This window comes from Saccharothrix sp. CCNWYY140, from assembly GCF_037401995.1.
Taxonomy (GTDB): Bacteria; Actinomycetota; Actinomycetes; order Mycobacteriales; family Pseudonocardiaceae; genus Actinosynnema.
On sequence record NZ_JBBEGC010000006.1, the window covers coordinates 74,419 to 98,057 of the forward strand.

The following is a 23,639-nucleotide window of genomic DNA, read 5'->3' on the forward strand; positions in this document are numbered from 1 at the left end:
CGACCCGCGCACCGCCGCCGTCCCACCCCCCTCGCAGGGGTCCATTGGGCCGTGTCGACAGGCGGGTCAGACCGCAATCGGCCCGAAGATCCAATTGCCCCGGGCGTTGTCCTCCGTGCTGCGGAAGAACTGGAACAGCTCCACCGCGGGCTACCGGTTGTTCAACGCCGCCGGCGGCATGGTGCTCGGTATCCGGAACATGTCCACCGCCGACGGCGCGGACGCCCTGCAATGGGGTGACAACGGCACCGCCGACCACAACTGGCAGCTGGTGTCCGACGGCACCGCGGTCCGACTGCGCAACCTCGACAGCAACAAGGTCCTGGGCGTGGACGGGATGTCCACAGCCGACAACGCCCGCGTGCTCCAGTGGGCCGACAACGGTACCGCCGACCACCTGTGGACCGCGCTGCTCGACCCGGACGCGGCCCTCGCAGTGGGGCTCACGGTTGGAACGGCGGTCCCGGCACCGGCGCAGGCCAAGCGGTTGACGCCGCTTACGTGATGGGCTGCTTCAAGGAGTCGTTGAACGGGTCCGGCAACGTCAACGCCGTTCACTTCGCCGTCAGCAACGACGGTCTGGAATGGACACCGCTCAACGACATCAACGCCATCTTGACGCCGACCGAGGGAACCAAGGGCATCCGGGACCCGTTCCCGCACCGCCTGGCCAACGGCACCTGGGTGGTCCTGGCGCCCGACATCCCGGTGGGCGGCGCCTTCGCCAAGCCCAACCCGAACATCCACGTCTGGCTGGCGCGAGCCCTCCCCGAGGCGCGTAACGGTTGCAGGCAATGGCGGACGCCGTGTTGGCTGCCGCGAAACCCGAGGTCGCGGATCTCGGCGTGCAGCCGGGCGGCATCGATACAGGCTCCGTTCCAGCGCCGGTGCGGGTGTGCGAGGAGAAGCTCGCCGTCCGCTACCGGGCCACCGTCCACATCGCCGCCATCAACATCTCGATACGCCTTGTCTGAAACACGGGCTAGCCGGTGGCGTGACACCGGTCGGACTCCGGTGTTCCCGACGTCGAGGACGACGACGTACGCCGAACCGGGCGAGCGTCACAGCGAGCGATCAGGAACGGGTGGAGCATGAGCGGGCGGGCTCGGTGCGAGGCCGAGCCCGCCGCCAGGTGCCGCCCGCCGTTTCGCCGATGTGAGCGTTCACTTCGAGCCGAACCGAACTACCTCAGCCAATGTCGTCCGATGCAGTCAGGTGAGCAGGATCGCGGGCTATGTCCAGGAAACGCGGGCTGAGTCAGTTCGGTGACGACACACTCTCCGACACTGACATCCTTTTTGTGAGCGTGAACATCTGCTGCCACACTACGGCCACTTGGCGACCTCGGCCCGCCAGGTCCTCAACGACTAGGAGAAATGCAATGGCTGCGTTCCTCATGAGATCGACGCTGTCGTCCTCGGCGACACTTCGACGCGCGGGCGCTCTGCTCGTCGCCGTCCTGTGCGCGCTGGCACTCCTGCCCGCGGTGGCCAGGGCCGACAACCCGATCGTGCAGCACATCTACACCGCCGACCCGGCACCGATGGTGCACAACGGCCGGGTGTACCTCTACACGGGGCACGACGAGGACGGCTCGACCACCTTCGTCATGAAGGAATGGCGGGTCTGGTCCTCCGAGGACATGGTCAACTGGACCGACCACGGCTCGCCGATGAACCTGGCCACCTTCTCCTGGGCCGACGCCGACGCGTGGGCGGGTCAGGCGATCGCCCGCAACGGAAAGTTCTACTGGTACGTCCCCGTCCGTCGCCGTGGAGGCGGAATGGCCATCGGGGTGGCGGTGGCCGACAGCCCCACCGGCCCCTTCCGCGACGCGATCGGCCGCCCGCTGGTGGAGAACGGCGAGTTCGATCCGACGGTCTTCATCGACGACGACGGTCAGGCCTACATGTACTGGGGCAACCCGAATCTGTGGTACGTGCGGCTCAACGCCGACCTTCACACGGTCGGTCGCGGTGGAGAAGTTCAGCTACAACGCCGACGGCACCATTCCAACGATCAACATGACGACGACCGGGGTGCCGCAGGCCGGCACGCTCAATCCTTATGTCCGCCAGGAAGCCGAGACCATCGCGTGGGGCAGCGGCATCGAAACCGAACCCTCCAGCGAGGGCGGGATGAACATCAGCTGGATCGAGAACGGCGATCACATCAAGATCAAGGGCGTGGCATTCGGCGCCGGTGCAGGCTCGTTCACCGCCAGGGTGGCCTCGAGCACCAGCGGCGGCCGGGTTGAGCTGCACCTGGACAGTGCTACTGGGCCAACGGTCGGGACATGCACCGTGTCGGGCACCGGAGGCTGGCAGACCTGGAGCACGGTCTCGTGCCCTGTTACCGGTGCGACCGGGACCCACGATCTGTACCTGCGCTTCGCCGGTGGCAGCGGGTACCTGTTCAACATGGACTGGTGGCAGTTCACCACCGGCCAGTCCACCTTCTCGTCAACCGCCGTCGCCCAGCACAGCGGGTACTGCCTGGACGACCCCGACCGGAGCGCCGCCGACGGCACTCAGTACCGGCAGTACACCTGCGGCACCGGTGAGGAACAGCGGTTCGACTTCCGCCCGGTGCCAGGGGTGGCGGACACCTACTCCGTGGTGAACCGCTACAGCGGCAAGTGCCTCGACATCCGCGGCGGCTCCACCGCCGACGGCGCGGCGGTCCACCAGTGGACCTGCCACGGCGGCACGAACCAGCAGTTCACGCTGCGGCAGGTCGCCGCCAACGACTACCAGCTCGTCGCGGTGCACAGCGGCAAGTGCGTGGACGTCAACGGTATCTCCACCGCCGTCGGAGCACTGGTCCACCAGTGGACCTGTGACTCCGCCAGTGCCCTGGCCACCAAGAAGAACCAGGTCTGGCGCCTCACCGGCAAGAGCTGAACCAACACAGGGTCGGGCCCGGGCCGACAACCCGACGCCCGACCCTGTCCAGGGCCTTGCCCCAAGGCCGCGTAGTTGGGGAGTTGCCGTGGCCGTCAAGTCTTCCGTGCGTGGTTGCCAGGCGTCGGTGAGGGCGTTGGTGCCGCGGCGGATCTTGTGGAGGAATCCTTCGGCCGGCCATTGGCGACGTTCAGGCCCAGGTCGAAGACGTCCGGCGCGCGGTCGCCGCCCTTGAGCTGGTTGGCGGCGTTGATCTCCTCCTGGCTGGAGGCGTCGGGCTGCGCGGAGTCGACCTTGATGCCGTACTCGGCCTCGAAGGCCTTGATGATCTCGCCGTAGTTGGCCCAGTCCGGGGGCAGCGCGATGACGTTGAGCTTGCCCTCCTTCTTCGCCGCCTCGACGAGCTTGTCGAAACCGCCGAGGTCGGCGGCGGACGCGGCGGTGGCGGCGGAGGACGTGCTCGCGGCGTCCTTGAGCGGCGGGGTGCCGCAGGCGGCGAGCAGTGCCAGGGCGGTGGCGACGACGCCGGCCGGCCGCAGGGGTTTCGTCACAGGGGTCGGACCTTCCCCGCGGGCAAGGGGAAACCGGTCGTGGGGGAAACGCGTTCCGGGCCGGCGGAGGATCTGTGCCGCCCCGCGCGGTTGTCGAGCCGGCCCGGCCGCTCGTGGTCCATTCGGTGAACGGGGCGAATTCCCGGTGTCCGCCCAATGGCGCAAAGGTGGCGAAACCCCGGCCCGGTCAACTTCGCCCCGGATCGACCGGAACGGCCCAACCGCTGGGCCGCCCGGATGCCGACACGCCGGGCGCGACCACCGCGCGGAGGCGGCGGACTGGTCCGCGAGCCTCACGACCCGAAGCCGTCGGATGAATTCGGAACCCGATTTCGGCGGCGGAGAAACACTCACATACCCCGCCCTGGTAACAGGTTCACGAGGTGGCCCGACATGCGGTTGTCACGTGACGGAAATGCCCGAGACCTGCTTCTCCCCACGAAGGGCAGATCCCCATGCACCAACCCCGAAGATCACTGGCGGCCCTGGCGGCGGGCGTGTTCGCGCTCCCCGCCGCGCTGGTGGCCCTACCCGCGGGCACCGCCTCGGCGGCGCCCGTGCCGGGCTCCGACGTGCTCTACACGCTCGACGCCGATTTCGACCAGGGCGTGCTCCAGGACGTCAACCACGACGCCCCGAACAACAACCAGCTCCAACTCGACCGGGAGACGGCGTTCTTCCCGTTCGTCAACGTGGCCGCGTCCGCGCGCGGCACGATGGTCCGCATCGACGTCGACACCGGCGCGATCGTCGGCGAGTGGCGGTCCGCGCCCGACGGGCGGGGCCGCAACCCGTCCCGCACCACGGTGGACAAGCTCGGCAACACGTGGCTGTCCAACCGGGACGAGTCGACCGGCGGCAAGGGTTCCGTGACCCGCGTCGGCGTCATCCTGGGCGGCACGCGGGCGAACGCCGACGGCTCCGCCAACCCCGCCGGCGACTACCTCAAGGGTCCGTTCGCGTACAACACCTGCCGCGACCGCAACGGTGACGGCCTGTACGCCACCTCGCGCGGCCTGGGCGACATCCGCGCGTGGACCAACGCGGGCGGCGCGGACGACAACGGCGGCGTCACCACGGCGGCCGACGAGTGCATCATCACCTACAGCCGGGTCGCCGGCACCAACACCCGCACGGTCGCGGTGGACGCCAACAACGACCTGTGGACCGGTGGTTCCAACACCCAGCACGAGAAGATCTCCGGCACCGACGGCTCCTCCCTGGGTGCGCCGTTCAGCCTGGGCTGCGGCGGTTACGGCGGTCTGGTCGACCAGGCGGGCACGCTGTGGTCGGCGCGCTTCGGCGCCAACCTGCTGCGCTACGAGCCCGGTTCCGCGTCGGGCGCGTGCCTGGACACCACGCACGGCGACTACGGTCTCGGCCTCGACCCGAACACCGGGCACATCTGGCACACCAAGGTGAGCGGCAACCAGGTCGTCAAGCTCGCGCCCGACGGCACCGTGCTCGGCACCTTCCCGCACGGCAACGCGAACGCGCAGGGCGTCGCGGTCGACAAGGACGGCAACGTCTGGGTCGCGCACGCGCTCTTCGGCGCGACCACGGTCGGCCACCTGCGCACCGACGGCACCTACGTCGGCAACGTGACGCTGCCCGGCGGCACCGGCCCGACCGGTGTCGCGGTGGACAGCAACGGCAAGGTGTGGGTCACCAACATCACCACCAACAACGCCATGCGCATCGATCCGACCGCCGGTCCGGTGGGCGGCGGCGGGTTCCCGGTAGGCGCGGTCGACCTGACCGTGGACCTGGGCGAGGGCGCGGGACCGTACAACTACAGCGACATGACCGGCTCCGTCCTGGGCGAGATCACCGCCCCGGTCGGCACGTGGTCGGTCGTGCAGGACGGCGGCGTCGCGGGCCAGACCTGGGGCACCGTCACCTGGAACACCGAGGCGCAGGGGAGCGTCCCGCCGGGCACGTCCATCGTGGTGGAGGCGCGCACCTCCGACACCGAGGCGGGCCTGGCCGGCGAGGCGTTCACGCCGGTGTCCAACGGCGTGAAGTTCGCCAAGACCGGCCGGTACATCGAGGTGCGGGCCACGCTCACGGCTGCACCCAACGGCGCCAGCCCGGTGCTGTCGGACCTGCGGATCAAGACGTCCAAGCGGACCGGCGTGTTCTCCTGCCAGGCCACTGCGCTGAATTTGGCGGGAATCATCATCGCCCGCGCCAACCCGCCGGACGTGCCCTGCGCGGACGACTTCAAGGAGGTCGCAAACGTCAACCTGAACTCGGGCATCCTGAACGTCCGAGCCAACGCCCTGACCGCCCGCACCGACCAGACCCCGAACGTGCTCGCCGGCACCCCACCGAAACCCGGTGACGGCGCCGTGGCGTCGGCGCGGGTCGACTACACCCGGATCTCCAGCCTGCTGGTGACCATCGAGGTGGGCGTCATCCAGTCGAACGCGGCGGTGACCTGCGGTCCCGACGGGACGGAACAGTTCACGGGTTCGTCGCACATCGCAAGCCTGTCGATCAACGGCGTACCGATAACCGTCGGCAGCGCACCGCTGACCATCCCACTGGTCATCGGCTCGCTGAGACTGAACAGCACGACGACCACGGGCACCAGCGTGGTGCAGCAGGCACTGGTACTCGACACCCTGCTGACCGACGTGGTGATCGGCGAGGCAAAGGCCAACATCGAAGCGCTGCCAGGCCACCCAGGCGGCAGCCCCTGCCGAGTCTGACCGCTTGACCTACAGGTAGCCGCACTATAGGCAGTGCGGCTACCTGTAGCCTTTCGACGCGCGGGCTTGTGCATCGGCGCGACCCGCCGGCAGGTGGTCTTGTTCAGCGGGTAAGCGCAGCGGCGCTTCACCGTTACGCTCGTTCGCCCAGGCAGCGCAGGCCGCGCAGCAAGGCGTTGCTAGTGCGGCTGTCCATTCGAGGATGACGTGCGCTGCGCCCTCATCCTTGGCCCGCTCCAGGGCGTCGTGCAGGTCCGGTGCCTGCTCGGCGAGCGCGGTGTGACCTCGTCGAGGTAGCGGTATCCGGTGGCGCGAGAGATGCCGTGGTCGCGGGCCAGCGCAGTGATGTCGGTGTTCTGGCGGGACCAGCGCAGGACCAGCACCGCGTGGCGAGAGCAGGTCAGCGCCCTGGCTCCCTTGCGGGTGCCGCATCGGCGGCGTTCGGCGCGCAGCAGTCGGCTGGGGTAGAGGGCCGGTTCGCGGGGCACGTCGAGCGTGGCACGATACGCAATCACGGTGCACGGTGTGCGAGCGGAAGATGGAAGCCAGTCCGCGTGTGCGCGGCATGTACTACCGCTGCCCGGCACGAACCCTTCCGAACGGTTCGCTGGCGCTCGGCACGCATCCGCCGACGATCTACCTTCGGGAAGACGTGCTCCAAGACGCGGTGAACAAGTGGCTCGGCAGTCTGTTCGACCCGAAGAATGTGGACCGGACCGTGGCCGCGTTGGTTGCGTCACAGGGGACTGAGACCCCCACGAACATTGAAGCGGCCCGGAAGCGGCTTGCCAAGGCGGAACAGGAACTGAGTCGGTATCAGGCAGCGATCAAGGCCGGTATCGACCCGTTGGCGCTGGTCGAGCCGATGAACGCAGCGCAGGCGGCGCGGGCGGCGGCGAAGGCTGAGTTGGAGGGTGCGCCCGCGCCTACGGCGCTCACGGCGGCTGAGGTGCACGCCATGATCGACTCGCTCGGTGACGTCGGAGCGGCGCTCAACGGTGCGAAGGTGGAGAGCCTCGCGAACCTCTACAGTGCCCTTGACCTGCAAGTTCACTACAAAGACAAAGCCCACGTGGCTGATGTCATGATCAAGCCAGTGGGCTATGTGAATAGTGCTGGTGTCCGAGAAGTTTGCCCGAACACGCACCTGTGGGGAATTTCCCACTCCTCTCGAAGGGGAGTGGCTCATAAGCCCAGCTTAGCAGGGGTTTGAGGCCTCTTCGCAAGAGTGGGGAACTTCCCACCCCAGTTTTCATCCAGTGAAAACACTCGTTCCGGAACCCGTCACAAAGGGTCACCACCAGGCGCATCAGATGCCGACTTTCCTCCGAGGTCGATCAGCCAGTCGTCATTCTGCTGAAGGTAGCGGTACCCCACCCATTCCTGTGCGATTCGCCGCCCCGCGACCAAGGTGTCCGCCGCCGCCCGACGGCAGTCCTCCGGTAGCCACGAGGCCAAGGCGGCGGCGGACGGCGTCATGGGCTTCTCCGTGTCCGGTCGATCCCGGCCCACCGAAAGCAGCGCGCGGTAGAGCCGAGCAGCGGGCCGGATCTCGGGGAGCCCCAGTTCCCATGCGTAAGCGGCCGCCTTGGTGGGGATGTCCGCCCTGAGCGACGTGCTGCTCGCCGTCGCCGCCGTGTTCAACCGGCGAGGCCGACGCAGGTGAGCAGGACCGGCTCGAATCAACAGGTCAATAGCCACGCCGGCACCACCGGGCGGCATCACCCCCGAGGCGGGGCGGAGGAGTGCCCTCACCGATGCTGAGAACGCTGACGCGTGATCGGGGGTGACGTGCCGCCGTAGTTGGACAGATCGACGCTGGTCAGGGCTGGGTGTGTGGGACTTCGCTGCCGGCGGGCTGACCGTGCGGGCCACCGTGGGCCTCGGGGATCGCTCGGCGGTCACGTCCCGGGATCGGCCGGGGCGGTGGTGGCGCCGTCGAGGCGCGGACGACGAGCTCGACCGGTTGGTCGGCCGCCGGTGGAAGCTCGACGTCCGGCTTCTCGATGACCTGTACCAGCCGCGCGAGGCCTCGCCGCGTGACCTCGTCGAACGGCTGCCGCACGGTGGTGAGCGGAGGAGTGACGTAGGCGGCGACCGGGATGTCGTCGAACCCGACGACGCTGATGTCCTCGGGCACCCGGCGCCCGGCCTCGAGCTGCGCGCGGATGAGACCGATCGCCATGTCGTCGTTCGCGGCGAACACCGCGGTCACGGTGCCGTCGCCGGCCAGTTCCCGGCCCGCCGCGTAGCCGGACGCGGCCGACCAGTCGCCCTCGACGACCGGCGGCTCGTCCGCACCGTGGGCTCGCAGCGCCTCGCGCCAGCCGGCGAGACGGTCCCGTGCCGAGTACCACCGCTGCGGGCCAGCCAGGTGATGGACGGTCTCATGCCCCAATCCCAGCAGGTGCTCGGTCGCGGCCCGCGCGAACCGGCCCGCGCCGACCCTGGCGGTCACCACCTGCGGCGCGGCGAAGTTGGGCGGCGCGCCGAGGACCAGGACCGGCACGTCGACGCTGATCAGGCCGACGCCCTCGTCGATCGGCTCGGAGATGACGACCCCGTCCACGCCCTGGTCCAGCAGCGACGCCAGGGCGCCCGCGATGCCGCCCGGGTCGCCCTCGATCGTGGCGGCCACCCGCAGCGTGTAGCCCCTCTCCCGGACCGCCCGCTCGATGCCCACGAGCCACGACGCCGGCCCGTACAAGGCACTGCCCAGCGTCACCACGCCGATCGACCGGGTCCGCCCGGAGGCCAGCGCCCGAGCCGCCTGGTTGCGCCGGTAGCCGAGCTCCTCGGCGGCGTCCAGGACCCGCCGGCGCAGGTCGGGCGAGACATACGGCTCGTCGTTGAGGACCCTGGACACCGTCTTCTGGGAGACGCCGGCCAACCGCGCGACGTCCACGCTGCGCGGCGTCAAAGGACTTCCACCCGGCCTCGCCAGTCGCGTCATAGCACCCTCATCGCCGGCCACAGCCCCGTATGACTGCGCTATCATGTCTACGCAGTCATACGCTCGCTGTCAAGAGCCTCGAGAGCGCACACCGAAACGCTCGATTCCCCAAGGCCCTGTATGACGTCCATTCGTCGTAAGCCATAGCATGTGCCGCTTGACACCATGAGTCGACCCTGCTTATCGTCCTGTATCGAACCGGTTCGAGCACAGGGTTGCTTACCGACCGATGTCCTGCTCCGCAGGCATGACGCCGGTAACTGGGTTAATAGTCGACTTCTTCGTTTCGGCGGGCCCGGCGGGTAGTGACGAGGGGTCCGGTGATCGGTGTACCCCCGTAGACGCGACACCCGCGAAAGGGATTTCTTGATGCGTCAAAACAGCCCTCGCACGCTATCCCAGCGCTTCGCCCGCTTAGCGCTGGCCGGCGCCGTACTCCTCGCGACCATCGGCACGGTGCAGTCCGCCGCGGCAGGACAGCCGGCCGTCGCAACACAGCCGGCCGTCGCAACACAGCCGGCTCCCGCGGCCGCAGCTGCCGGCTCCGCCGCGATCGCCTCGGTTGACCTGGCCGGGACGTGGAGTTTCACGCCGGCGGGTCGAGGGGCGACCTCGATCACCGTGCCCGGCGGCGGCTGGTACAAGCAGGGCTTCACCGACGTGAACGAGGCGGTGTACTCGCGCACCATCACCGTGCCCGACTCGGGTCAGCCGCAGTCGACGTGGATCGAGTTCGGCGCCGTCAATCACCAGGCGACGCTGTCGGTCGACGGCCGCGTGGTCGCCACCCAGACGACGGCGTTCACCCCGTCGAACTTCGACATCAGCGCATACGCGGCGCCTGGCACCACCCACACGATCACGGTGAACGTGAAGGGCCGCGGAGCGCTGAAGGCGTCCAACGGCCGGTACCTGGTGCCCGACGCCGCCACGTGGTCCGAGGCGATCCCGCAGGGGATCTTCGGGTCCGCGTTCCTGCGGGTGTACCCGGCGGTGTACGTCAGCGACACATTCGTGCGTACGTCGGTGGCGAACAAGACGTTGAGCTACGACGTGTCGGTGCGTAACACGTCGGGCAGTTCCCGGTCGGTGACGTTGACCGGGTCGCTGTCGTCCACCAACGGAACGGCTTTCACCTACCCCGAACTGCCCAGCCGTACGGTCACCGTGCCGGCTAACTCGACCGTGACCGTGACCGTCGGGCCGGTCGCGTGGAACCTCGACAGCACCTCGTACTGGTGGCCCAACGTGCCGTACCGGTCGGGGTACCGGGCGCAGCTGCACGGGCTGACGGTGCACGCCGCCACCGATGACGGGCGCACCAGCGACGCCACGTACCGGTTCGGGTTCCGGGAGGCCACCCAGAACGGTGACTACTACTACCTCAACGGCGTGCGCGTGAACTTCCGCGGCGACAACCTCCAGGGAGCCGACTACGACCGGATCAACAACGGCGGCAAGGGCGACGCGTACCACACCCTGCCCGGCTTCCTGCCCCCGTCGCCCGGCAACGGCGGCTGGCCCCAGGCGGTGGACAACTACCAGCGGCTGAACTTCAACGTGGTGCGCATCCACCAGGAGCCCGCGAGCCCGTACATGTTGGATGTCGCCGACGAGATGGGCCTGATGATCATCGGCGAGGTCGCGATTCGCGGCTCCCAATCCTCGCAGGAGTGGAGGGAGACCGTCGGGCGCAACAACATGATCAACCACGCCCGTGCGCTGGTCCTGCGCGACCGCAACCACCCCGCGATCATCCGCTGGAGTCAGAACAACGAGCCGAATCAGAGCGGCCAGGATTCCGAACAGTTCGAGAAGGACTTGTACGCGGCGATGAACGGCGCCGACGGCACCCGGCCGATCATTGTCGAGGTGGGCGTCGGCAACAATGTCAGCCTGTATCCCGGGATGACGTACGCCAACTTCGCGGTGATCCCGCACTACGTCGACGGCTTCGGCAGGTACGGGGAGGGCCTGATCACCGTGAATGGGCGGCCCGACGGCGAGGGCGAGTACATCTGGCCGGCATGCAACACCAAGCAGGGCTTCGAGTGGTTCGCCACGGCAACCCTGGCCAAGCGCGGCAAGGGCGCCACCGACCTGCGTCCGTACACGCTGCTGTCAGCTTGGGCCAGCGTCATCCCCGGCGTGCGCACCGGCGACTTCGTCCCGGAGGAGGGCGGCCGGCCTGTCTACGGCGCGGACAACCTCCCGGACCCCTGGAGCAACCCGCAGTTCCAGCGCGTGCAGGCGGCGTTCAACCCGGTGGCAGCGGTCGACCTCCCCTACTGGTCGGCCTCCGGCGCCTCGGACTCCAACGGCACCTTCCCACTGCCGCAGGCCGTGCCCACCTACGCCCGCAACGCCACGGTCACCCGCAACATCACCGTCTTCAACGACGACTTCGCCGACACCTCGGTGGGCTTCACCTGGACGGCGCGGCTCGACGCGCCGGACGGCGCGGTCGTCGCGTCCGGAAGCACCACCCTGACCGTCCCGCTCGGCTCACGGGTCACCCAGCCGGTGCCCTTCACCACCCCCGCCACCGGCAACCGCGTGTACCTCCAGCTGTCGACCACGAAGTCCGGCAGCACCGTCTTCACCGACGCGGTCGAATACTTCAACCTCAGCGGAGGCGGCGGAACCGGACCCGCACCGGGTACCTACCGCATCGTCAACCGCAACAGCGGCAAACCCCTCGCCATCGCCGGCAACTCCACCTCCGACGGTGCCAAGGCGATCCAGCAGAGCGGCACCGCCACGTGGACGATCAGCACCACGCAGGACGCCTACACCCTGCGCTACAACGCCTCCGGAAAGGTGCTCGACGTCAACTCCGGCAGCAGCACGGTCGGCCTGCAACTACAGCAGTGGTCGGCCAACGGCGGCACCAACCAGATGTGGTACCTGCGGCCCACCGGTGACGGCTACTACACCATCGTCGCCCGTAACAGCGGACTGACGGCCGACGTGTACGGCGCGTCGACCAGTGACGGGGCTCAGGTCGTGCAGTGGACCAGCAACGGCGGCACCAACCAGCAGTGGCAGTTCGTACCCGCCTGACCAGTGACAGAGGTGAGTGTCAAGCCCGGCCGCTGGTCAACGGGCTGCCGATTGTCGCGCCGACTCGGGGGCAGGGGTTTCCGCGCCCGAGTCGGCCGCGATCCGATCGCGGTGGGACGGTGATCACCGCAGGTCCGGCGTGGATCGGTCGAACGTCCTGACCGACGCTCCTCGCCGGTGGCCACCAGCTGCGTGACCACCGGCGAGGAGCGTCGACGGCATTGGAAATCAATGACCGTTGGCGGCAATGGCGACGTGCTTCCACTGCTCCCACGTGTCCAACCGGGACTGGTAGAGGCCTGGGACGATCATGGTGGGCATCGTGCCGAAGAAGACCCGCAGGGGCGGCTGTTCGGCGTCGACGACGTGCAGCAAGGCCAGTCCGGCGGCGGCCGGGTCACCGGTCAGCTCTGGCGGCGTCTGCTTGCCGCGTTCGACCATGTCCTGACGGATCCGGTCGTACTGGGGCTGCGGTTCGGCGCGCACCGCGCTGGAGCCGGACCAGTCGGTGGCGAAGCCGCCGGGCTCGACGAGGGTGACTTTGACGCCGAACGGCGCGACCTCCTGGGCGAGTGATTCGCTCAAGCCCTCCAGGGCCCACTTCGAAGCGTGGTAGCCGCCGAGGTTGGGGAACGCGGCGACGCCGCCGACGGTGGAGATCTGCACGATGTGGCCGCTGCCCTGCTTTCACAGCAACGGGAGGGCGGCCTGGGTGACGTGCAGGACGCCGAACAGGTTGACCTCGAGCTGGTCGCGCAACTGCTGCTCGGTGATCTCTTCGACGGCGCCGAAGAGGCCGTAGCCAGCGTTGTTGACCACGACGTCGAGGCGTCCGAAGTGAGCGCCGGCCTGCTCGACCGCGGCGAAGACGTCGGCGCGGTCGGTGACGTCGAGCTGGAGCGGCAGGACTGCTTCGCCGAACTCCTCGACGAGGTCGTCGACGTCGCCGAGCTTCCGCACGGTCGCGGTCACCTTGTCACCGCGGCCCAGCGCCGCCCTGGCGAACTCCTTGCCGAACCCGCGCCCGGCGCCGGTGATGAACCAGATCTTGGTCATGAATGCCTCCTCGATGACTGGCGTCACCGTACGCCAAATCTGTCACTCGGTGTCAAGCATGGCGTGTGATGTTAGCCTTGAGCGGTGGAGTCACCGTCGCTGCGGGAGCGGACCCGCCTGGCCGTGCGCCAGCAGCTGCTCGACACGGCCCTCGCGCTGTTTCTCAAGCAGGGCTACGAGGCGACGACGGTGGACGAGATCGCCGCGGCGGCCGGGATGTCCAAGCGCAGCTTCTTCCGCTACTTCGGCAGCAAGGAAGAGGTGATCCTCGGCAAGTACGAACGCCTGGGGGAACAGTTCGTCGACGCCCTGCGCGCTCGACCGCTCGACGAACCGCTGTGGACGTCGCTGCGGCGGATGTTCGACGACGTCGTCGACTACATGACGGATCCGGTGCAGGCCGCCGGCGCGGCGGAGCTTCAGCGGGTGATCAACGGTTCGGCGTCACTGCGCGCGGCGTACCTGGACCGGATGCTCGGGAACCAGTCCCGCATCGCCGACGCCGCCCGGGAACGAGCCCACGAAGCGGGCCGCGGCTGGGACGACGCGGATCCGGCTCCGCTCGCGCTGGTGGGCGCGGCATTCGCCTGCCTCACCGCGGCGAACGCCTCAGCCGCGGCCGGCGGTGGGCCGTTGCACGAGGCCCTTGACCGGGCCATGGCCGCAGTCGGCCCACTCGCCTGAACCGCGAGCCGGTGAGGTGTGAGGCAGGTGCTCAGCCGGCCGCGGAGGTCGCGATCAGCCGCGACACAGGGCTTCGGCCGGCGCGGCGGCGTCCACTTTCCGCGGGCGTACGGCCTGATGAACGTGGTCCCAGTCGAAGAAGCCGAGGGCGACCATCTTGGTGGCCACCGCATCGCCGACACCCTAGGGCGCGCCGGTGACCAGCGCGATCTTCACGACCGTCACGTCAGGAGTCGAAGCTGGGCAGTGTGTCCGCGCGGGTGGTGGTAGTCCAGCAGGGAAGGTGCTTGCCGTGGCGCCGGTGAAGATGGCGGCGAACTCGCGTATTCGGGTGGCCCGACCCTGGTCGATATAGCGGACGAGCAGGGTCGCGCTGCCGGTGTAGCCGTGCTCGCGGATCTCGGCCGGGATCCGGTTGACCGGGATCTTCCCGTTTGCAGGCTGGCCAGGTCGCGCACATCGGCACGCCGGCCCCGGGCGACAGTGGCGCCACCGACGGCCTGGGCCTGGGCTGCGCCGGCCTCATGGTCGAGGTCGAGCAAGGCCAGGTTGGCGCCCCGGGTGCGTAGAGCCTGGGCCAGGGCGGCGCCCAGACCGCCGGTGGAGCCGGTGAGGACGACGGTGCGTCCGATGAGGGCGCTTCAGGAGGCGGCCGGGGCGGGGGTAGCCGGGACGTGCCGGGTCAGGAAGGCCGGCTGGTCGGCCACGACGCGTTCGAGCGCTTCGCCGAGGTAGATGTCGAAGGGGCCTTCGGCATAGAGCCGGACCTCGCTGCGACGATCCAGCCTTGGCGGGCGAAGCACCGAGCGGCTTCCGCTCCGATTCCGGCGCCGGTGATGACGATGGTGCGGGGCATGGTGCGTCCTCCGTGGCGGGTGGGTGTGGGTGTCGGGCGATCAGACGAAAACGCCGTCGAGGAAAGCGGCTTGCTCGCCGACGAAGGTCTCGAACAGTTCCCCGGTGTAGGGCTCGAAGTGCCCGGTCTCGTGGATGGCCAGTGTGACGTTCGGGTTGCGGCGGGCAGCCTTGATCGCCGCGAGCGGCGGGGTGGTGCGGTCGCTGGAGCCGACTTGGACCAAGGCGGGAATCTCCAGCCGGCGCAACGCCTTCCCGGGCGAGTACAGACCGACCCGCAGCGCGAAACGGGCGGCGACGCGCTGGTCGAACGACAGGCCCGGTGGCACCAGCGCCAGGTACCCCTGGGCCTCGGGCGCGGTCATGAGGGCGAGCGAACCAGGCGGTCCGGACGCGGGGACGTAGTGCGGAGACCTGTGCAGCAGCGCGCGGCCGGCGTCGAGCACGCCGTGCCCGGCCAGGCGGAGCGACTGCCGCGGTCCCAACGCGAGTGTGGAGGCGAGCCCGTCGACGTGGGGAACCTGCGCTATGACGGCCGCCGCCCGCAGTTTCGCCGCCACGGCGAGGACGTGGCCGCCGGACAGCGACGACCCCCACAACGCGATCCGTCCGGAGTCGACCTCGGGCAGGCTCCGGGCGAAGCGAACCGCCGCCGCCCAGTCCTCGTGCTGGCGTCGGATGTCCAGCAGTTGCCGCGGCGTGCCTCCACTGGCGCCGAAGTGGCGGTAGTCGAACACGACCACGTGGTAGCCGGCCATGGCGAAGCGCTCGGCGTAGGCGTCCAAGCGCATCTCCTTGACCCCGGCCAGACCGTGGGCCATGACGACGCACGGCGCGGGCTCGTCTCGGTCGGCGCGGTAGAGCCAGCCCGCGCAGCGCTCACCTCCTGAGGTGAAGGTGATGTCCCGGCGTGCGGGCTTGCGGGCATCGCTGGAGGTCATCGATTCGCTCCTCGGCACTGAGGCGGTACGCCGAAAACGGTGCCGGGAGCAGGCCGCCCGTGTCTTGACTTCCGACGCCGAAAACTTGACTTCAGACGACAGCGGCTCAGGCAGCTCTGCTCGGAGCAACCGAGCAGAGCGGCGATGTGGCCGAGTGGAAGGTCCGACTCCAGCAGGTACCGCTCCGCACGTTCGCGGCGCACCTCGTCCACCAGCTGTTCGAAGGTCGTCCGGTGGCCGCCCAGTCGGCGTTGCAACGTCCGCGGGTGGAGTCCCAGGCGGGCCGCGATCGTTTCGATCCCCGTGCCGCCGGTCGGCAGGCTGCGCGACTCCAGGGGCCGGATCTGGGTCAGCAGGCGGCCGGCGGGATCGGTTGGCGCGGCGTCGAGGTAGTGCTGGACGAGAACAGCGAGCTGCGCATCGTCGGCGAGGTGCCGGGTGACGCGTGGAAGTCGAAGCCGCAGAACTCCTGGTTGGCTTTCAGGCGACAACCGAAGAACTCGGTGGTCCGTCGGCTCGAGTGAACAGCGAGTAGTCGGTCTGCGGCGCGCCGGAGCCGCTTGAGGGCTCGCCGGGAACCGGAGCGACCCTTTGTCGTCGAGCGGATCGTGTTGCCGTCGATCATCGGCAAGGTCGGGCGAACGGCTGCTAACCTCGCCACTAGCACGTGCAAGCGGTCGTGCGGGGAGAGGGGTGGACGTGGGGGCCGGAGCGGGCAAGCGGGTGACGGCGGCGGACGTCGCGCGGTCCTTGGGGCTTTCCCGGGCCACGGTCGGCTTCGTGCTCAACGGGACGACTGGGCAGCGGATCTCCGAGGCGACCAGGGATCGGGTCCTGGCGGAGGCCGCTCGCCTGGGTTACCGCCCGCACACGGCCGCCCAGGCGCTCCGCCGAGGAAGCAGCAGGCTGGTACTGCTGGTCATCCCGGACTGGCCGGTGGACTTCAGCGTGAGCAAGTGCGTCGAGGAAGCGTCGCACACGCTGGAAGAGGCCGGGTACTCACTCGTCACCCAGACGCACCACCCCGTGGGAACGGCACGCCCGCTCTGGGAGCTGCTCGACCCCGAGGTGGTGGTGGGTTTCGCGCCGTTCACCCCGCAAGAGGTGGCGGCGATGCGGGGCTGTGGCATCACGAAGATCATCCCGGGGCCGGAGCCGAGCCCGTCGCCGCCCGATCCCCTCGGCCTCGACGACGGCCCGCGTCTGCAGGTCGAGCACCTGCACACGCGTGGCCACCAGCGCCTCGGCTTCGCCGCGACGACCGACGCGCGCGTGTCCGGCCTGGTCGCGTCCCGGCTGGGAGCGGCCCGGGAAGCCGCCGCGTCCCTGGGGCTGCCCCCGCTGGTCGTCCGACCCGTCGACGGCGCCCCGGACGCGGCCGGGCAGGCGGTCCAGGACTGGCTTCACGCGAACGTGACGGGCGTCGTCGCGTACAACGACGACAGCGCCGCCAGGGTGATCGGCGCCGCTCTTCGCGGTGGCCTCGGCGTGCCCGCCGACCTCGCCGTCATCGGGCACGACGACAACCCGTACACCGCGTTGTTCGTCCCCTCCATCTCCAGCATCCGGATCGACTACGCCGGGCTCGGACGGCACCTGGCCGCGCTGGCGCTCCAGGCGGCCACCGACCGACCGCTGCTCGACGGCGGTGTCGACGCCGCGACCGCGGTGGTCGCCCGGGAGTCCACGGGGGCCTGACCGATCAGGCGTCGACGACGATCACCCGCAGGCTCCTCGGCCCGTGCACACCTTCGACCCGGTCGAGTTCGATGTCGCTGGTCGCGCTCGGTCCACTGATCCACGTCTGGGCGCGCAGCGGATCCAGCCCGGCGACCGCGTCCGGCACGCCGGGCACGATCTGGTCGCGGTGCACGACGCAGACGTGGATGTCCGGCAGCAGGGAGAAGACCCTGGCTCCCTGGCCGGGCCCGTGGTCGAGGACGACGCTTCCCGTGCCGGCGATGCCCACGGCCACCGTGGTGACCACGGCATCGGCGGACCAGGGGTCGGACAGCGCCGGTCCGGCGACCGGGTGGGGGAACCCGTCCGGCACGGCCACCGTCCTCGCGTCGGCGAGCGCGTCCGCGATGGCGGCGGCGACCTCGGACTCCCCGCACCGGCGCACAACCACGCCGTAGTCGGCGACACGCTCGACGAACAGCCCGACGAGATCGCCTGGCCGGCCCGGGGTCCGGTGGCCGTCGGGTACTTCGGTGTCCACCGGCCGGGTGTGCCCAAGTGCGTCACGGACCGCGGCCAAGATCTCGTCACGAGCGTTCATCGCGCCTCCACCACCTTCGAAACGACTCCGCCGGGGGCGTGGGGAGGTCGCGTGCGTCCGTCCACGCCGAACCGGGCCAGGGCAGCCTCGCGAGGGCGCGTCGCCCTCCGGGGAGGCGCCGTCGCCCCAGCCGACCGACCAAGGCTGAGACGCGTTCGGCCCACCGCAGCCGGCTGGACTTGGCCAGGGTCCACGCCGCCGCCTTCATCGCCACCGACTCGGCGCGCGGACGTGGTCCACGACGGGCGTCCACCACCCGGGACCGCAGGTGGACCAGCACCTCGGGGATGTCGATGCGGACCGGGCAGGCGTCGAAGCAGGCACCGCACAGGCTCGACGCGTAGGGCAGCGAGTCGGTTTGGGCGTCCACGCCGACACCTTTGAGCAGCGGGTTCAGGATCGCGCCGATGGGTCCGGGGTAGACGGACCCGTACGCGTGCCCGCCGGTGCGCTCGTACACCGGGCAGACGTTGAGACAGGCGGAGCACCGGATGCAGCGCAGCGCCTGGCGGCCGATCTCGTCGGCCAGCGCACGCGTGCGGCCGTTGTCCAGCAGGACGACGTGCATCTCCTGCGGCCCGTCGCCCGGTGTCACGCCGGACCATGTGGACGTGTAGGGGTTCATCCGCTCGCCGGTGCTCGACCGCGGCAGGAGTTGGAGGAACACGTCGAGATCGGCCCACGTGGGCACGACCTTCTCGATGCCGACGACCGAGACCAGGATCTCGGGCAGGGTGAGGCACATCCGCCCGTTGCCCTCGGACTCGACGACCACGAGCGTCCCGGTGTCGGCCACGGCGAAGTTCGCGCCGGAGACCGCCATCCTCGCCGAGAGGAACTTCCGCCGCAGGTGCCGCCGGGCCGCCGCGGCCAGTTCGGCCGGTTCATCGCTCAACCCAGGCCCGACACCTTCCATCGTGGACAGGAAGATCTCCCGGATCTCCGCGCGGTTGCGGTGGATCGCCGGCACGAGGATGTGGCTGGGCAGGTCGTCGCCGAGCTGCACGACGAGTTCGGCGAGGTCGGTCTCCCACGCGGTGACGCCTTGGGCGGCGAGCGCCTCGTTGAGCCCGATCTCCTGCGTCGCCATGGATTTGACCTTGACCACTTCGTCGATGCCGTGGCCGCGTGCGATGCGCCCGACCACCTCGCACGCCTCGGCGGCGTCCCGCGCCCAGTGGACCCGCACCCCGCGATCGGTCAGCGACCGTTCCAGTCGGAGGAGGTGTTCGTCGAGCCTCCGGAGCGTGTTGTCCTTGATCGCGGCGCCGGCTCGGCGCAGGTCCTCCCACTCGGGCACCTCGGCGACGACCGCCGCCCGCTTGGCCCGGATGGTGGCCGTGGCGTGAGCGAGGTTTCGCCGCAGCTGCGTGTCGCCGAGGGCTTCGCGGGCCGCCTGGGGGAACGGCGGCATGCCGAGGAACGTCACCGGTCCCCCTCGGTGCCGGCCAGCACGTCGGCCAAGTGCATCACCTTCACTCCCGAGCGCTGCCGGGAGAGCAGGCCACCTATGTGCAGCAGACAGGAGTTGTCGCCGGCGACCAGAACCTCGGCGCCGGTTTCCCGGACATGCCGCGCCTTGTCCGCCCCCATCGCCACGGAGGTGTCGGCGTTCTTGAGGGCGAACGTGCCGCCGAATCCGCAACACTCGTCCGCCGCGGGAAGCTCCGCCAGGTCGATCCCGCGGACCGCCCGCAACAAGCGCAGCGGCCGGTCGCCCACGCGCAGCATCCGCAAGGAATGGCAGGTCGGGTGGTAGGTGACGCGGTGTGGGAAGTACGCGCCGACGTCCTCGACGCCCAGCACGTCGACCAGGAACTCGGACAGCTCGAACACCTTCCCCGACGACGCCGCGAGCCGCTCGTCGCCGCCGCGCCGAGCCACGATCCCGTGCTGGTGCCGCACCGATCCGGCGCACGAACCCGACGGCGTGACGATCGCGTCGTACCGGTCGAACGCCTTGGCGAAGGTGCGCACGACGGTGACGGCTTCATCGAGGTAACCGGTGTTGACCATCGGCTGGCCGCAGCACGTCTGGGTTTCCGGGAAACCCACCTCGACCCCGAGCCGACGCAACAACCGGACCACGGACTTGCCGGTCTCGGGGAACAGCGCGTCGTTGACGCAGGTGACCATGAGCGCGACCTTCACGGCACTCTCGCCCCTTCCCACAGTGCGGCCCGCGCCGAAGGGGTGTACCTGCGCACGGGGTGGCTGCTTCGGATCAACGCGCGCATCGCGGCCAGGTCCGGAAGGTCCACGCCGAGGGCACGAGCCTGCACGACCACGTTGCCCAGCGCGGTCGCCTCGACGGGGCCCGCCACGACGGGGATCCCGCAGGCGTCCGCGGTCGACTGGCAGAGCAGTTCGTTGCGCGCCCCTCCCCCGACGACGTGCACGACCTCGATCGGTCGGCCGGTCAGCTCGGCGGCCTCCCGCACCACCCGCCGGTATTCCAGCGCGAGGCTGTCCAGGACGCACCGCACGAGCTCCGCCCTGGTGGCCGGGGGCTCCTGCCCGGTGCGCCGGCACGCCTCCGTGATCCTGGCGGGCATGTCTCCCGGCGGGAGGAACTCGGGCGCGTTGATGTCCACCACCGCGCGCAACGCCGGCACCTCGGCGGCTTGGGCGAGCAGCTCAGGCAGGTCCACCTCCTGCCCGCCGGCGCGCCACATCCGCACGCTCTCGGACAACACCCACAGTCCCATCACGTTGCGCAGGAAGCGGATCTTGCCGTCGACTCCCACCTCGTTGGTGAAGTTGGCCGTCCGCGCGGCATCGGACAGGACGGGCGCGTCGAGTTCAACGCCCACCAGCGACCACGTGCCCGACGAGATGTAGGCGAAGTTCGTGCCCGGTTCCGCGGGCACGCCCACGACCGCCGACGCGGTGTCGTGCGACCCGACCGCGATCACCGGGAGCGTCGACAGGCCGAACTCGTCCGCGACCTCCGGCAGCACCGGGCCGATCACGTCCCCGGCCGAGCGCAGCGGCGGGAACAGCCCGCGCGGCACACCCACCGCGTCGGCGAGCCCACCGGCCCAGGCGCGGGCGCGCACGTCGTAGAGCTGGGTCGTCGACGCGTTCGTGTGTTCGGCGCCGATCTGCCCGGTCAGCCAGTAGGCGAGCAGGTCGGGCACCATCAGCATCGTCGCGGCGTGGCGAAGCCGTGGACCGTCGCGCTCGGACACCAGTTGGTAGAGCGTGTTGAACGGGAGCCGCTGGAGCCCGGTGGTGGCGTAGAGATCGCGGTCCGGCACCACCCGACGCACCAAGTCCACGACGCCGTCGGTCCGATCGTCCCGGTAGTGCACCGGGTTGCCGAGCAACGTCCCGTCCGCGGCGAGCAGACCGTAGTCGACCGCCCAGGAGTCGATGCCGATCGCGTCGAGCGGGGCTTGGGCGTGGGCGGCCCGGAGCCCTTCGAGGACTTGCGCGTAGAGGCCCAGGACGTCCCAGTGCAGCGTCGACTTCCGGCGGCCGGCCACGCGCACCGGCCCGTTCGGGAACCGGTGCGCTTCCTCCAGCACGAGCCGGTCCCTGCCCACGGTGCCCACCATGACCCGGCCGCTGGTGGCGCCCAGGTCGACGGCGGCGACGCGCACGGTCATCGCAGGAACCCCGCGGCGACGCCCGCGTCCACCGGGATGTGCAGCCCGGTGGTCAGGGCGAGGTCGCCGCCGGTCAGCGCGAAGACCGCGGCGGCGACGTGCTCGGGCAGCACCTCGCGCTTGAGGATGGTGCGCTGGGCGTAGAACTCGCCCAGCTTGTCCTCCGGCACGCCGTACACGGCGGCGCGCTGGGCTCCCCAGCCGCCGGCGAAGATCCCGGAGCCCTGGACCACGCCGTCGGGGTTGACGCCGTTGACGCGGATGCCGTGCCCGCCCAGCTCGGCGGCCAGCAGGCGGACCTGGTGGGCCTGGTCGGCCTTCGCGGCGCCGTAGGCGACGTTGTTCGGCCCCGCGAACACCGAGTTCTTCGACGAGATGTAGACGATGTCGCCACCGACGCCCTGCTCGACCATCGCCTTCGCCGCCGCCCTGGAGACCAGGAACGAGCCCTTGGCCATCACGTCGTGCTGGAGGTCCCAGTCGCGGTCGGTGGTCTCCAGCAGCGGCTTCGAGATCGACAGGCCGGCGTTGTTGACGACCAGGTCGAGCCCGCCGAACGCCAGCACGGTGGCGTCCACGGCCGCTTGCACGGCGTCGGTGTCGGTGACGTCCGCGGTGATCGCCACGGCCTGGTCCGACGTGCCGATCTCGGCGGCTGTCCGGGCCGCTGCCGCCGCGTCGAGGTCGGCGATCGCCACGCAGGCCCCCTCGGCGGCGAGCCGCAAGGCGATGGCCCGGCCGATGCCCGAGCCCGCACCGGTGACCAGGGCGATCCGCCCGGCGAGGGGTTTCGGCTTCGGCATCCGCTGGAGCTTGGCTTCTTCCAGGGCCCAGTACTCGATGCGGAACTTCTCGCTCTCCGGGATGGGGGCGTAGGTCGACACGGCCTCGGCGCCCCGCATGACGTTGATGGCGTTGACGTAGAACTCGCCGGCCACGCGCGCGGTTTGCTTGTCGCGGCCGAAGGAGAACATGCCGACGCCGGGAACCAGCACGATCGCCGGGTCGGCTCCGCGCATCGCCGGGGAATCCGGCGTGGCGTGGCGTTCGTAGTAGGCGCGGTAGGACTCGCGGTAGTTCGCGTGCAGTTCCTCGAGCCGCGCGATCACGTCCGCCAGCGGCGCGGTGCCCGGCAGGTCCACAACGAGCGGGCGGACCTTGGTGCGTAGGAAGTGGTCGGGGCACGAGGTGCCCAGCTCGGCGAGCGGTCCGAGCTTCTCCCGCGACACGAAGTCCAGCACGGCCTCCGAGTCGGTGTAGTGCCCGAACATCCGCTGGTCGCTCGAGGCCAGTCCGCGGATCACCGGCGCGAGAGCCGCCGCACGAGTCCGCCGGTCGGATTCGGGAAGGGCCTCGAAGCCGGGCACCACCGCGCCGAACGGTTCCGCGGAACCGCGCTCGGCCAGGAACTCCTCCGCGGTCCGGATGATCTCCAGCGAGTTCCGCTCGCACTCCTCGGACGTGGCGCCCCAGGCGGTGATGCCGTGTCCGCCGAGGATCACGCCGATGGCCTGGGGGTTGGCCGACTTGACCGCGGCGATGTCCAACCCGAGCTGGAAACCGGGTCGCCGCCAGTCGACCCAGACGACGCGGTCGCCGAAGCACTCCTTGGTCAGCGCCGGGCCGTCGGCCGCGGTGGCGAGCGCGATGCCGGAGTCCGGGTGCAGGTGGTCGACGTGCGCCGCGTCGACCAGGCCGTGCATGGCCGTGTCGATCGAGGGGGCCGCGCCACCCCTGCCGTGCAGGCAGAAGTCGAACGCGGCGACCATCTCGTCCTCGCGTTCGACCCCGGGGTAGGTGTCGACGAGCGCGCGCAGCCGGTCCAGCCGCAGCACGGCCAGTCCCGCTTCGGTCAACGTGCCGAGGTCCCCGCCGGATCCCTTCACCCACAACAGTTCCGTGGGTGACCCGGTCACCGGGTCGGTCGTGATGCCCTTGGCCGAGGTGTTGCCGCCGGCGTAGTTGGTGTTGCGCGGGTCGGCGCCCAGCGCGTTGCTGCGCGCGACGAGCTGCTCGGGCACGGTCAT

22 protein-coding genes and 1 pseudogene are annotated in these 23,639 nt (G+C 70.0%); 10 read left to right on the plus strand and 13 right to left on the minus strand.

The features are described 5' to 3' along the window. Positions 1–115 precede the first annotated feature (115 nt). From WBN91_RS05575 to WBN91_RS05590, 4 genes are all read left to right on the plus strand, one after another. The gene (locus WBN91_RS05575) at positions 116–505 is read left to right on the plus strand and encodes an RICIN domain-containing protein (RefSeq protein WP_337722402.1); all 390 of its coding nucleotides are present in this window, start codon (positions 116–118) and stop codon (positions 503–505) included. A 289-nt stretch (positions 506–794) separates the two neighbouring features. Beyond that, positions 795–974, plus strand: a complete 180-nt coding sequence (locus WBN91_RS05580; protein ID WP_337722401.1) for a hypothetical protein — start codon at positions 795–797, stop codon at positions 972–974. A 407-nt stretch (positions 975–1,381) separates the two neighbouring features. Continuing rightward, on the plus strand, positions 1,382–2,257 hold the full coding sequence (locus WBN91_RS05585; RefSeq protein WP_337722400.1) for a family 43 glycosylhydrolase: 876 nt from the start codon (positions 1,382–1,384) through the stop codon (positions 2,255–2,257). After that, the gene (locus WBN91_RS05590; RefSeq protein ID WP_337722399.1) at positions 2,139–2,903 is read left to right on the plus strand and encodes an RICIN domain-containing protein; all 765 of its coding nucleotides are present in this window, start codon (positions 2,139–2,141) and stop codon (positions 2,901–2,903) included. Before WBN91_RS05585 ends, WBN91_RS05590 begins: the two co-directional genes overlap by 119 nt. A 95-nt stretch (positions 2,904–2,998) precedes the next feature. On the opposite strand, the gene WBN91_RS05595 is transcribed toward WBN91_RS05590, so the two are convergent. Next, positions 2,999–3,454 (minus strand): hypothetical protein, encoded by a 456-nt coding sequence (locus WBN91_RS05595; RefSeq protein ID WP_337722398.1) that lies wholly within the window; start codon positions 3,452–3,454, stop codon positions 2,999–3,001. A gap of 455 nt (positions 3,455–3,909) precedes the next feature. On the opposite strand from WBN91_RS05595, the gene WBN91_RS05600 reads away from it, so the two are divergent. Next, positions 3,910–6,168: a Vgb family protein gene (locus WBN91_RS05600; RefSeq protein ID WP_337722397.1), complete on the plus strand. Its 2,259-nt coding sequence runs from the start codon at positions 3,910–3,912 to the stop codon at positions 6,166–6,168. A gap of 179 nt (positions 6,169–6,347) precedes the next feature. Here WBN91_RS05600 and WBN91_RS05605 read toward each other — a convergent pair whose 3' ends face one another. Beyond that, complete coding sequence (locus WBN91_RS05605) at positions 6,348–6,683, minus strand: hypothetical protein (protein ID WP_337722396.1); 336 nt, start codon at positions 6,681–6,683, stop codon at positions 6,348–6,350. A gap of 23 nt (positions 6,684–6,706) precedes the next feature. On the opposite strand from WBN91_RS05605, the gene WBN91_RS05610 reads away from it, so the two are divergent. Next, entirely contained in the window at positions 6,707–7,381 is a 675-nt protein-coding gene (locus tag WBN91_RS05610; protein WP_337722395.1) for a hypothetical protein, read from the plus strand. A 71-nt stretch (positions 7,382–7,452) separates the two neighbouring features. Here WBN91_RS05610 and WBN91_RS05615 read toward each other — a convergent pair whose 3' ends face one another. Continuing rightward, positions 7,453–7,869, minus strand: a complete 417-nt coding sequence (locus tag WBN91_RS05615) for a hypothetical protein (protein ID WP_337722394.1) — start codon at positions 7,867–7,869, stop codon at positions 7,453–7,455. A gap of 121 nt (positions 7,870–7,990) precedes the next feature. Then, entirely contained in the window at positions 7,991–9,121 is a 1,131-nt protein-coding gene (locus WBN91_RS05620; protein ID WP_337722393.1) for a LacI family DNA-binding transcriptional regulator, read from the minus strand. A 369-nt stretch (positions 9,122–9,490) separates the two neighbouring features. Between WBN91_RS05620 and WBN91_RS05625 the strand changes: the two genes are divergently transcribed. Beyond that, positions 9,491–12,184 (plus strand): RICIN domain-containing protein, encoded by a 2,694-nt coding sequence (locus tag WBN91_RS05625; RefSeq protein WP_337722392.1) that lies wholly within the window; start codon positions 9,491–9,493, stop codon positions 12,182–12,184. A gap of 228 nt (positions 12,185–12,412) precedes the next feature. Here the strand turns inward: WBN91_RS05625 and WBN91_RS05630 are convergent. Then, positions 12,413–13,240 (minus strand): annotated as a pseudogene (locus WBN91_RS05630) (SDR family oxidoreductase). A gap of 84 nt (positions 13,241–13,324) precedes the next feature. On the opposite strand from WBN91_RS05630, the gene WBN91_RS05635 reads away from it, so the two are divergent. Next, on the plus strand, positions 13,325–13,924 hold the full coding sequence (locus WBN91_RS05635; protein ID WP_337722391.1) for a TetR/AcrR family transcriptional regulator: 600 nt from the start codon (positions 13,325–13,327) through the stop codon (positions 13,922–13,924). Positions 13,925–14,145: 221 nt separating this feature from the next. On the opposite strand, the gene WBN91_RS39125 is transcribed toward WBN91_RS05635, so the two are convergent. The 3 genes from WBN91_RS39125 to WBN91_RS39130 form a co-directional block, all read right to left on the minus strand. Further along, positions 14,146–14,556 (minus strand): SDR family NAD(P)-dependent oxidoreductase, encoded by a 411-nt coding sequence (locus tag WBN91_RS39125; protein WP_443217662.1) that lies wholly within the window; start codon positions 14,554–14,556, stop codon positions 14,146–14,148. Between the two features lie 264 nt (positions 14,557–14,820). Continuing rightward, complete coding sequence (locus tag WBN91_RS05640) at positions 14,821–15,720, minus strand: alpha/beta hydrolase (protein ID WP_337722390.1); 900 nt, start codon at positions 15,718–15,720, stop codon at positions 14,821–14,823. Next, positions 15,717–15,977, minus strand: coding sequence for a hypothetical protein (locus WBN91_RS39130; protein WP_443217663.1), 261 nt, complete (start codon positions 15,975–15,977; stop codon positions 15,717–15,719). The genes WBN91_RS05640 and WBN91_RS39130 overlap by 4 nt, the downstream gene beginning before the upstream one ends. Between WBN91_RS39130 and WBN91_RS05645 the strand changes: the two genes are divergently transcribed. Together WBN91_RS05645 and WBN91_RS05650 are read left to right on the plus strand one after the other, a co-directional pair. Then, complete coding sequence (locus tag WBN91_RS05645; RefSeq protein WP_337722389.1) at positions 15,867–16,244, plus strand: hypothetical protein; 378 nt, start codon at positions 15,867–15,869, stop codon at positions 16,242–16,244. The two genes, WBN91_RS39130 and WBN91_RS05645, sit on opposite strands and share 111 nt — an antisense overlap. 175 nt (positions 16,245–16,419) lie before the next feature. Further along, on the plus strand, positions 16,420–17,418 hold the full coding sequence (locus WBN91_RS05650; RefSeq protein ID WP_337722388.1) for a LacI family DNA-binding transcriptional regulator: 999 nt from the start codon (positions 16,420–16,422) through the stop codon (positions 17,416–17,418). Positions 17,419–17,422: 4 nt separating this feature from the next. Here WBN91_RS05650 and WBN91_RS05655 read toward each other — a convergent pair whose 3' ends face one another. Genes WBN91_RS05655 through WBN91_RS05675 form a run of 5 tightly spaced genes read right to left on the minus strand, consistent with a single transcriptional unit; the run spans position 17,423 to position 23,639 of the window. Further along, positions 17,423–18,001, minus strand: coding sequence for a LutC/YkgG family protein (locus WBN91_RS05655; protein ID WP_337722387.1), 579 nt, complete (start codon positions 17,999–18,001; stop codon positions 17,423–17,425). After that, a complete protein-coding gene (locus WBN91_RS05660) occupies positions 17,988–19,415 on the minus strand; it encodes a LutB/LldF family L-lactate oxidation iron-sulfur protein (RefSeq protein ID WP_337722411.1) in 1,428 nt (475 codons plus the stop codon). Before WBN91_RS05660 ends, WBN91_RS05655 begins: the two co-directional genes overlap by 14 nt. A gap of 11 nt (positions 19,416–19,426) precedes the next feature. Continuing rightward, positions 19,427–20,152, minus strand: coding sequence for a (Fe-S)-binding protein (locus WBN91_RS05665; RefSeq protein ID WP_337722386.1), 726 nt, complete (start codon positions 20,150–20,152; stop codon positions 19,427–19,429). After that, the gene (locus tag WBN91_RS05670; protein ID WP_337722385.1) at positions 20,149–21,612 is read right to left on the minus strand and encodes a rhamnulokinase; all 1,464 of its coding nucleotides are present in this window, start codon (positions 21,610–21,612) and stop codon (positions 20,149–20,151) included. The genes WBN91_RS05665 and WBN91_RS05670 overlap by 4 nt, the downstream gene beginning before the upstream one ends. Beyond that, positions 21,609–23,639, minus strand: coding sequence for a bifunctional aldolase/short-chain dehydrogenase (locus WBN91_RS05675; RefSeq protein ID WP_337722384.1), 2,031 nt, complete (start codon positions 23,637–23,639; stop codon positions 21,609–21,611). The genes WBN91_RS05670 and WBN91_RS05675 overlap by 4 nt, the downstream gene beginning before the upstream one ends.

Excerpts from the sequence above, each read along its gene's own strand:
- WBN91_RS05580 (WP_337722401.1), top strand. The coding sequence starts at position 795 with ATGGCGGACGCCGTGTTGGCTGCCGCGAAACCCGAGGTCGCGGATCTC.
- WBN91_RS05585 (WP_337722400.1), top strand. The coding sequence starts at position 1,382 with ATGGCTGCGTTCCTCATGAGATCGACGCTGTCGTCCTCGGCGACACTT.
- WBN91_RS05590 (WP_337722399.1), top strand. The coding sequence starts at position 2,139 with ATGAACATCAGCTGGATCGAGAACGGCGATCACATCAAGATCAAGGGC.
- WBN91_RS05600 (WP_337722397.1), top strand. The coding sequence starts at position 3,910 with ATGCACCAACCCCGAAGATCACTGGCGGCCCTGGCGGCGGGCGTGTTC.
- WBN91_RS05610 (WP_337722395.1), top strand. The coding sequence starts at position 6,707 with ATGGAAGCCAGTCCGCGTGTGCGCGGCATGTACTACCGCTGCCCGGCA.
- WBN91_RS05620 (WP_337722393.1), bottom strand. The coding sequence starts at position 9,121 with ATGACGCGACTGGCGAGGCCGGGTGGAAGTCCTTTGACGCCGCGCAGC.
- WBN91_RS05625 (WP_337722392.1), top strand. The coding sequence starts at position 9,491 with ATGCGTCAAAACAGCCCTCGCACGCTATCCCAGCGCTTCGCCCGCTTA.
- WBN91_RS05640 (WP_337722390.1), bottom strand. The coding sequence starts at position 15,720 with ATGACCTCCAGCGATGCCCGCAAGCCCGCACGCCGGGACATCACCTTC.
- WBN91_RS05655 (WP_337722387.1), bottom strand. The coding sequence starts at position 18,001 with ATGAACGCTCGTGACGAGATCTTGGCCGCGGTCCGTGACGCACTTGGG.
- WBN91_RS05660 (WP_337722411.1), bottom strand. The coding sequence starts at position 19,415 with ATGCCGCCGTTCCCCCAGGCGGCCCGCGAAGCCCTCGGCGACACGCAG.
- WBN91_RS05670 (WP_337722385.1), bottom strand. The coding sequence starts at position 21,612 with ATGACCGTGCGCGTCGCCGCCGTCGACCTGGGCGCCACCAGCGGCCGG.
- WBN91_RS05675 (WP_337722384.1), bottom strand. The coding sequence starts at position 23,639 with ATGACCGTGCCCGAGCAGCTCGTCGCGCGCAGCAACGCGCTGGGCGCC.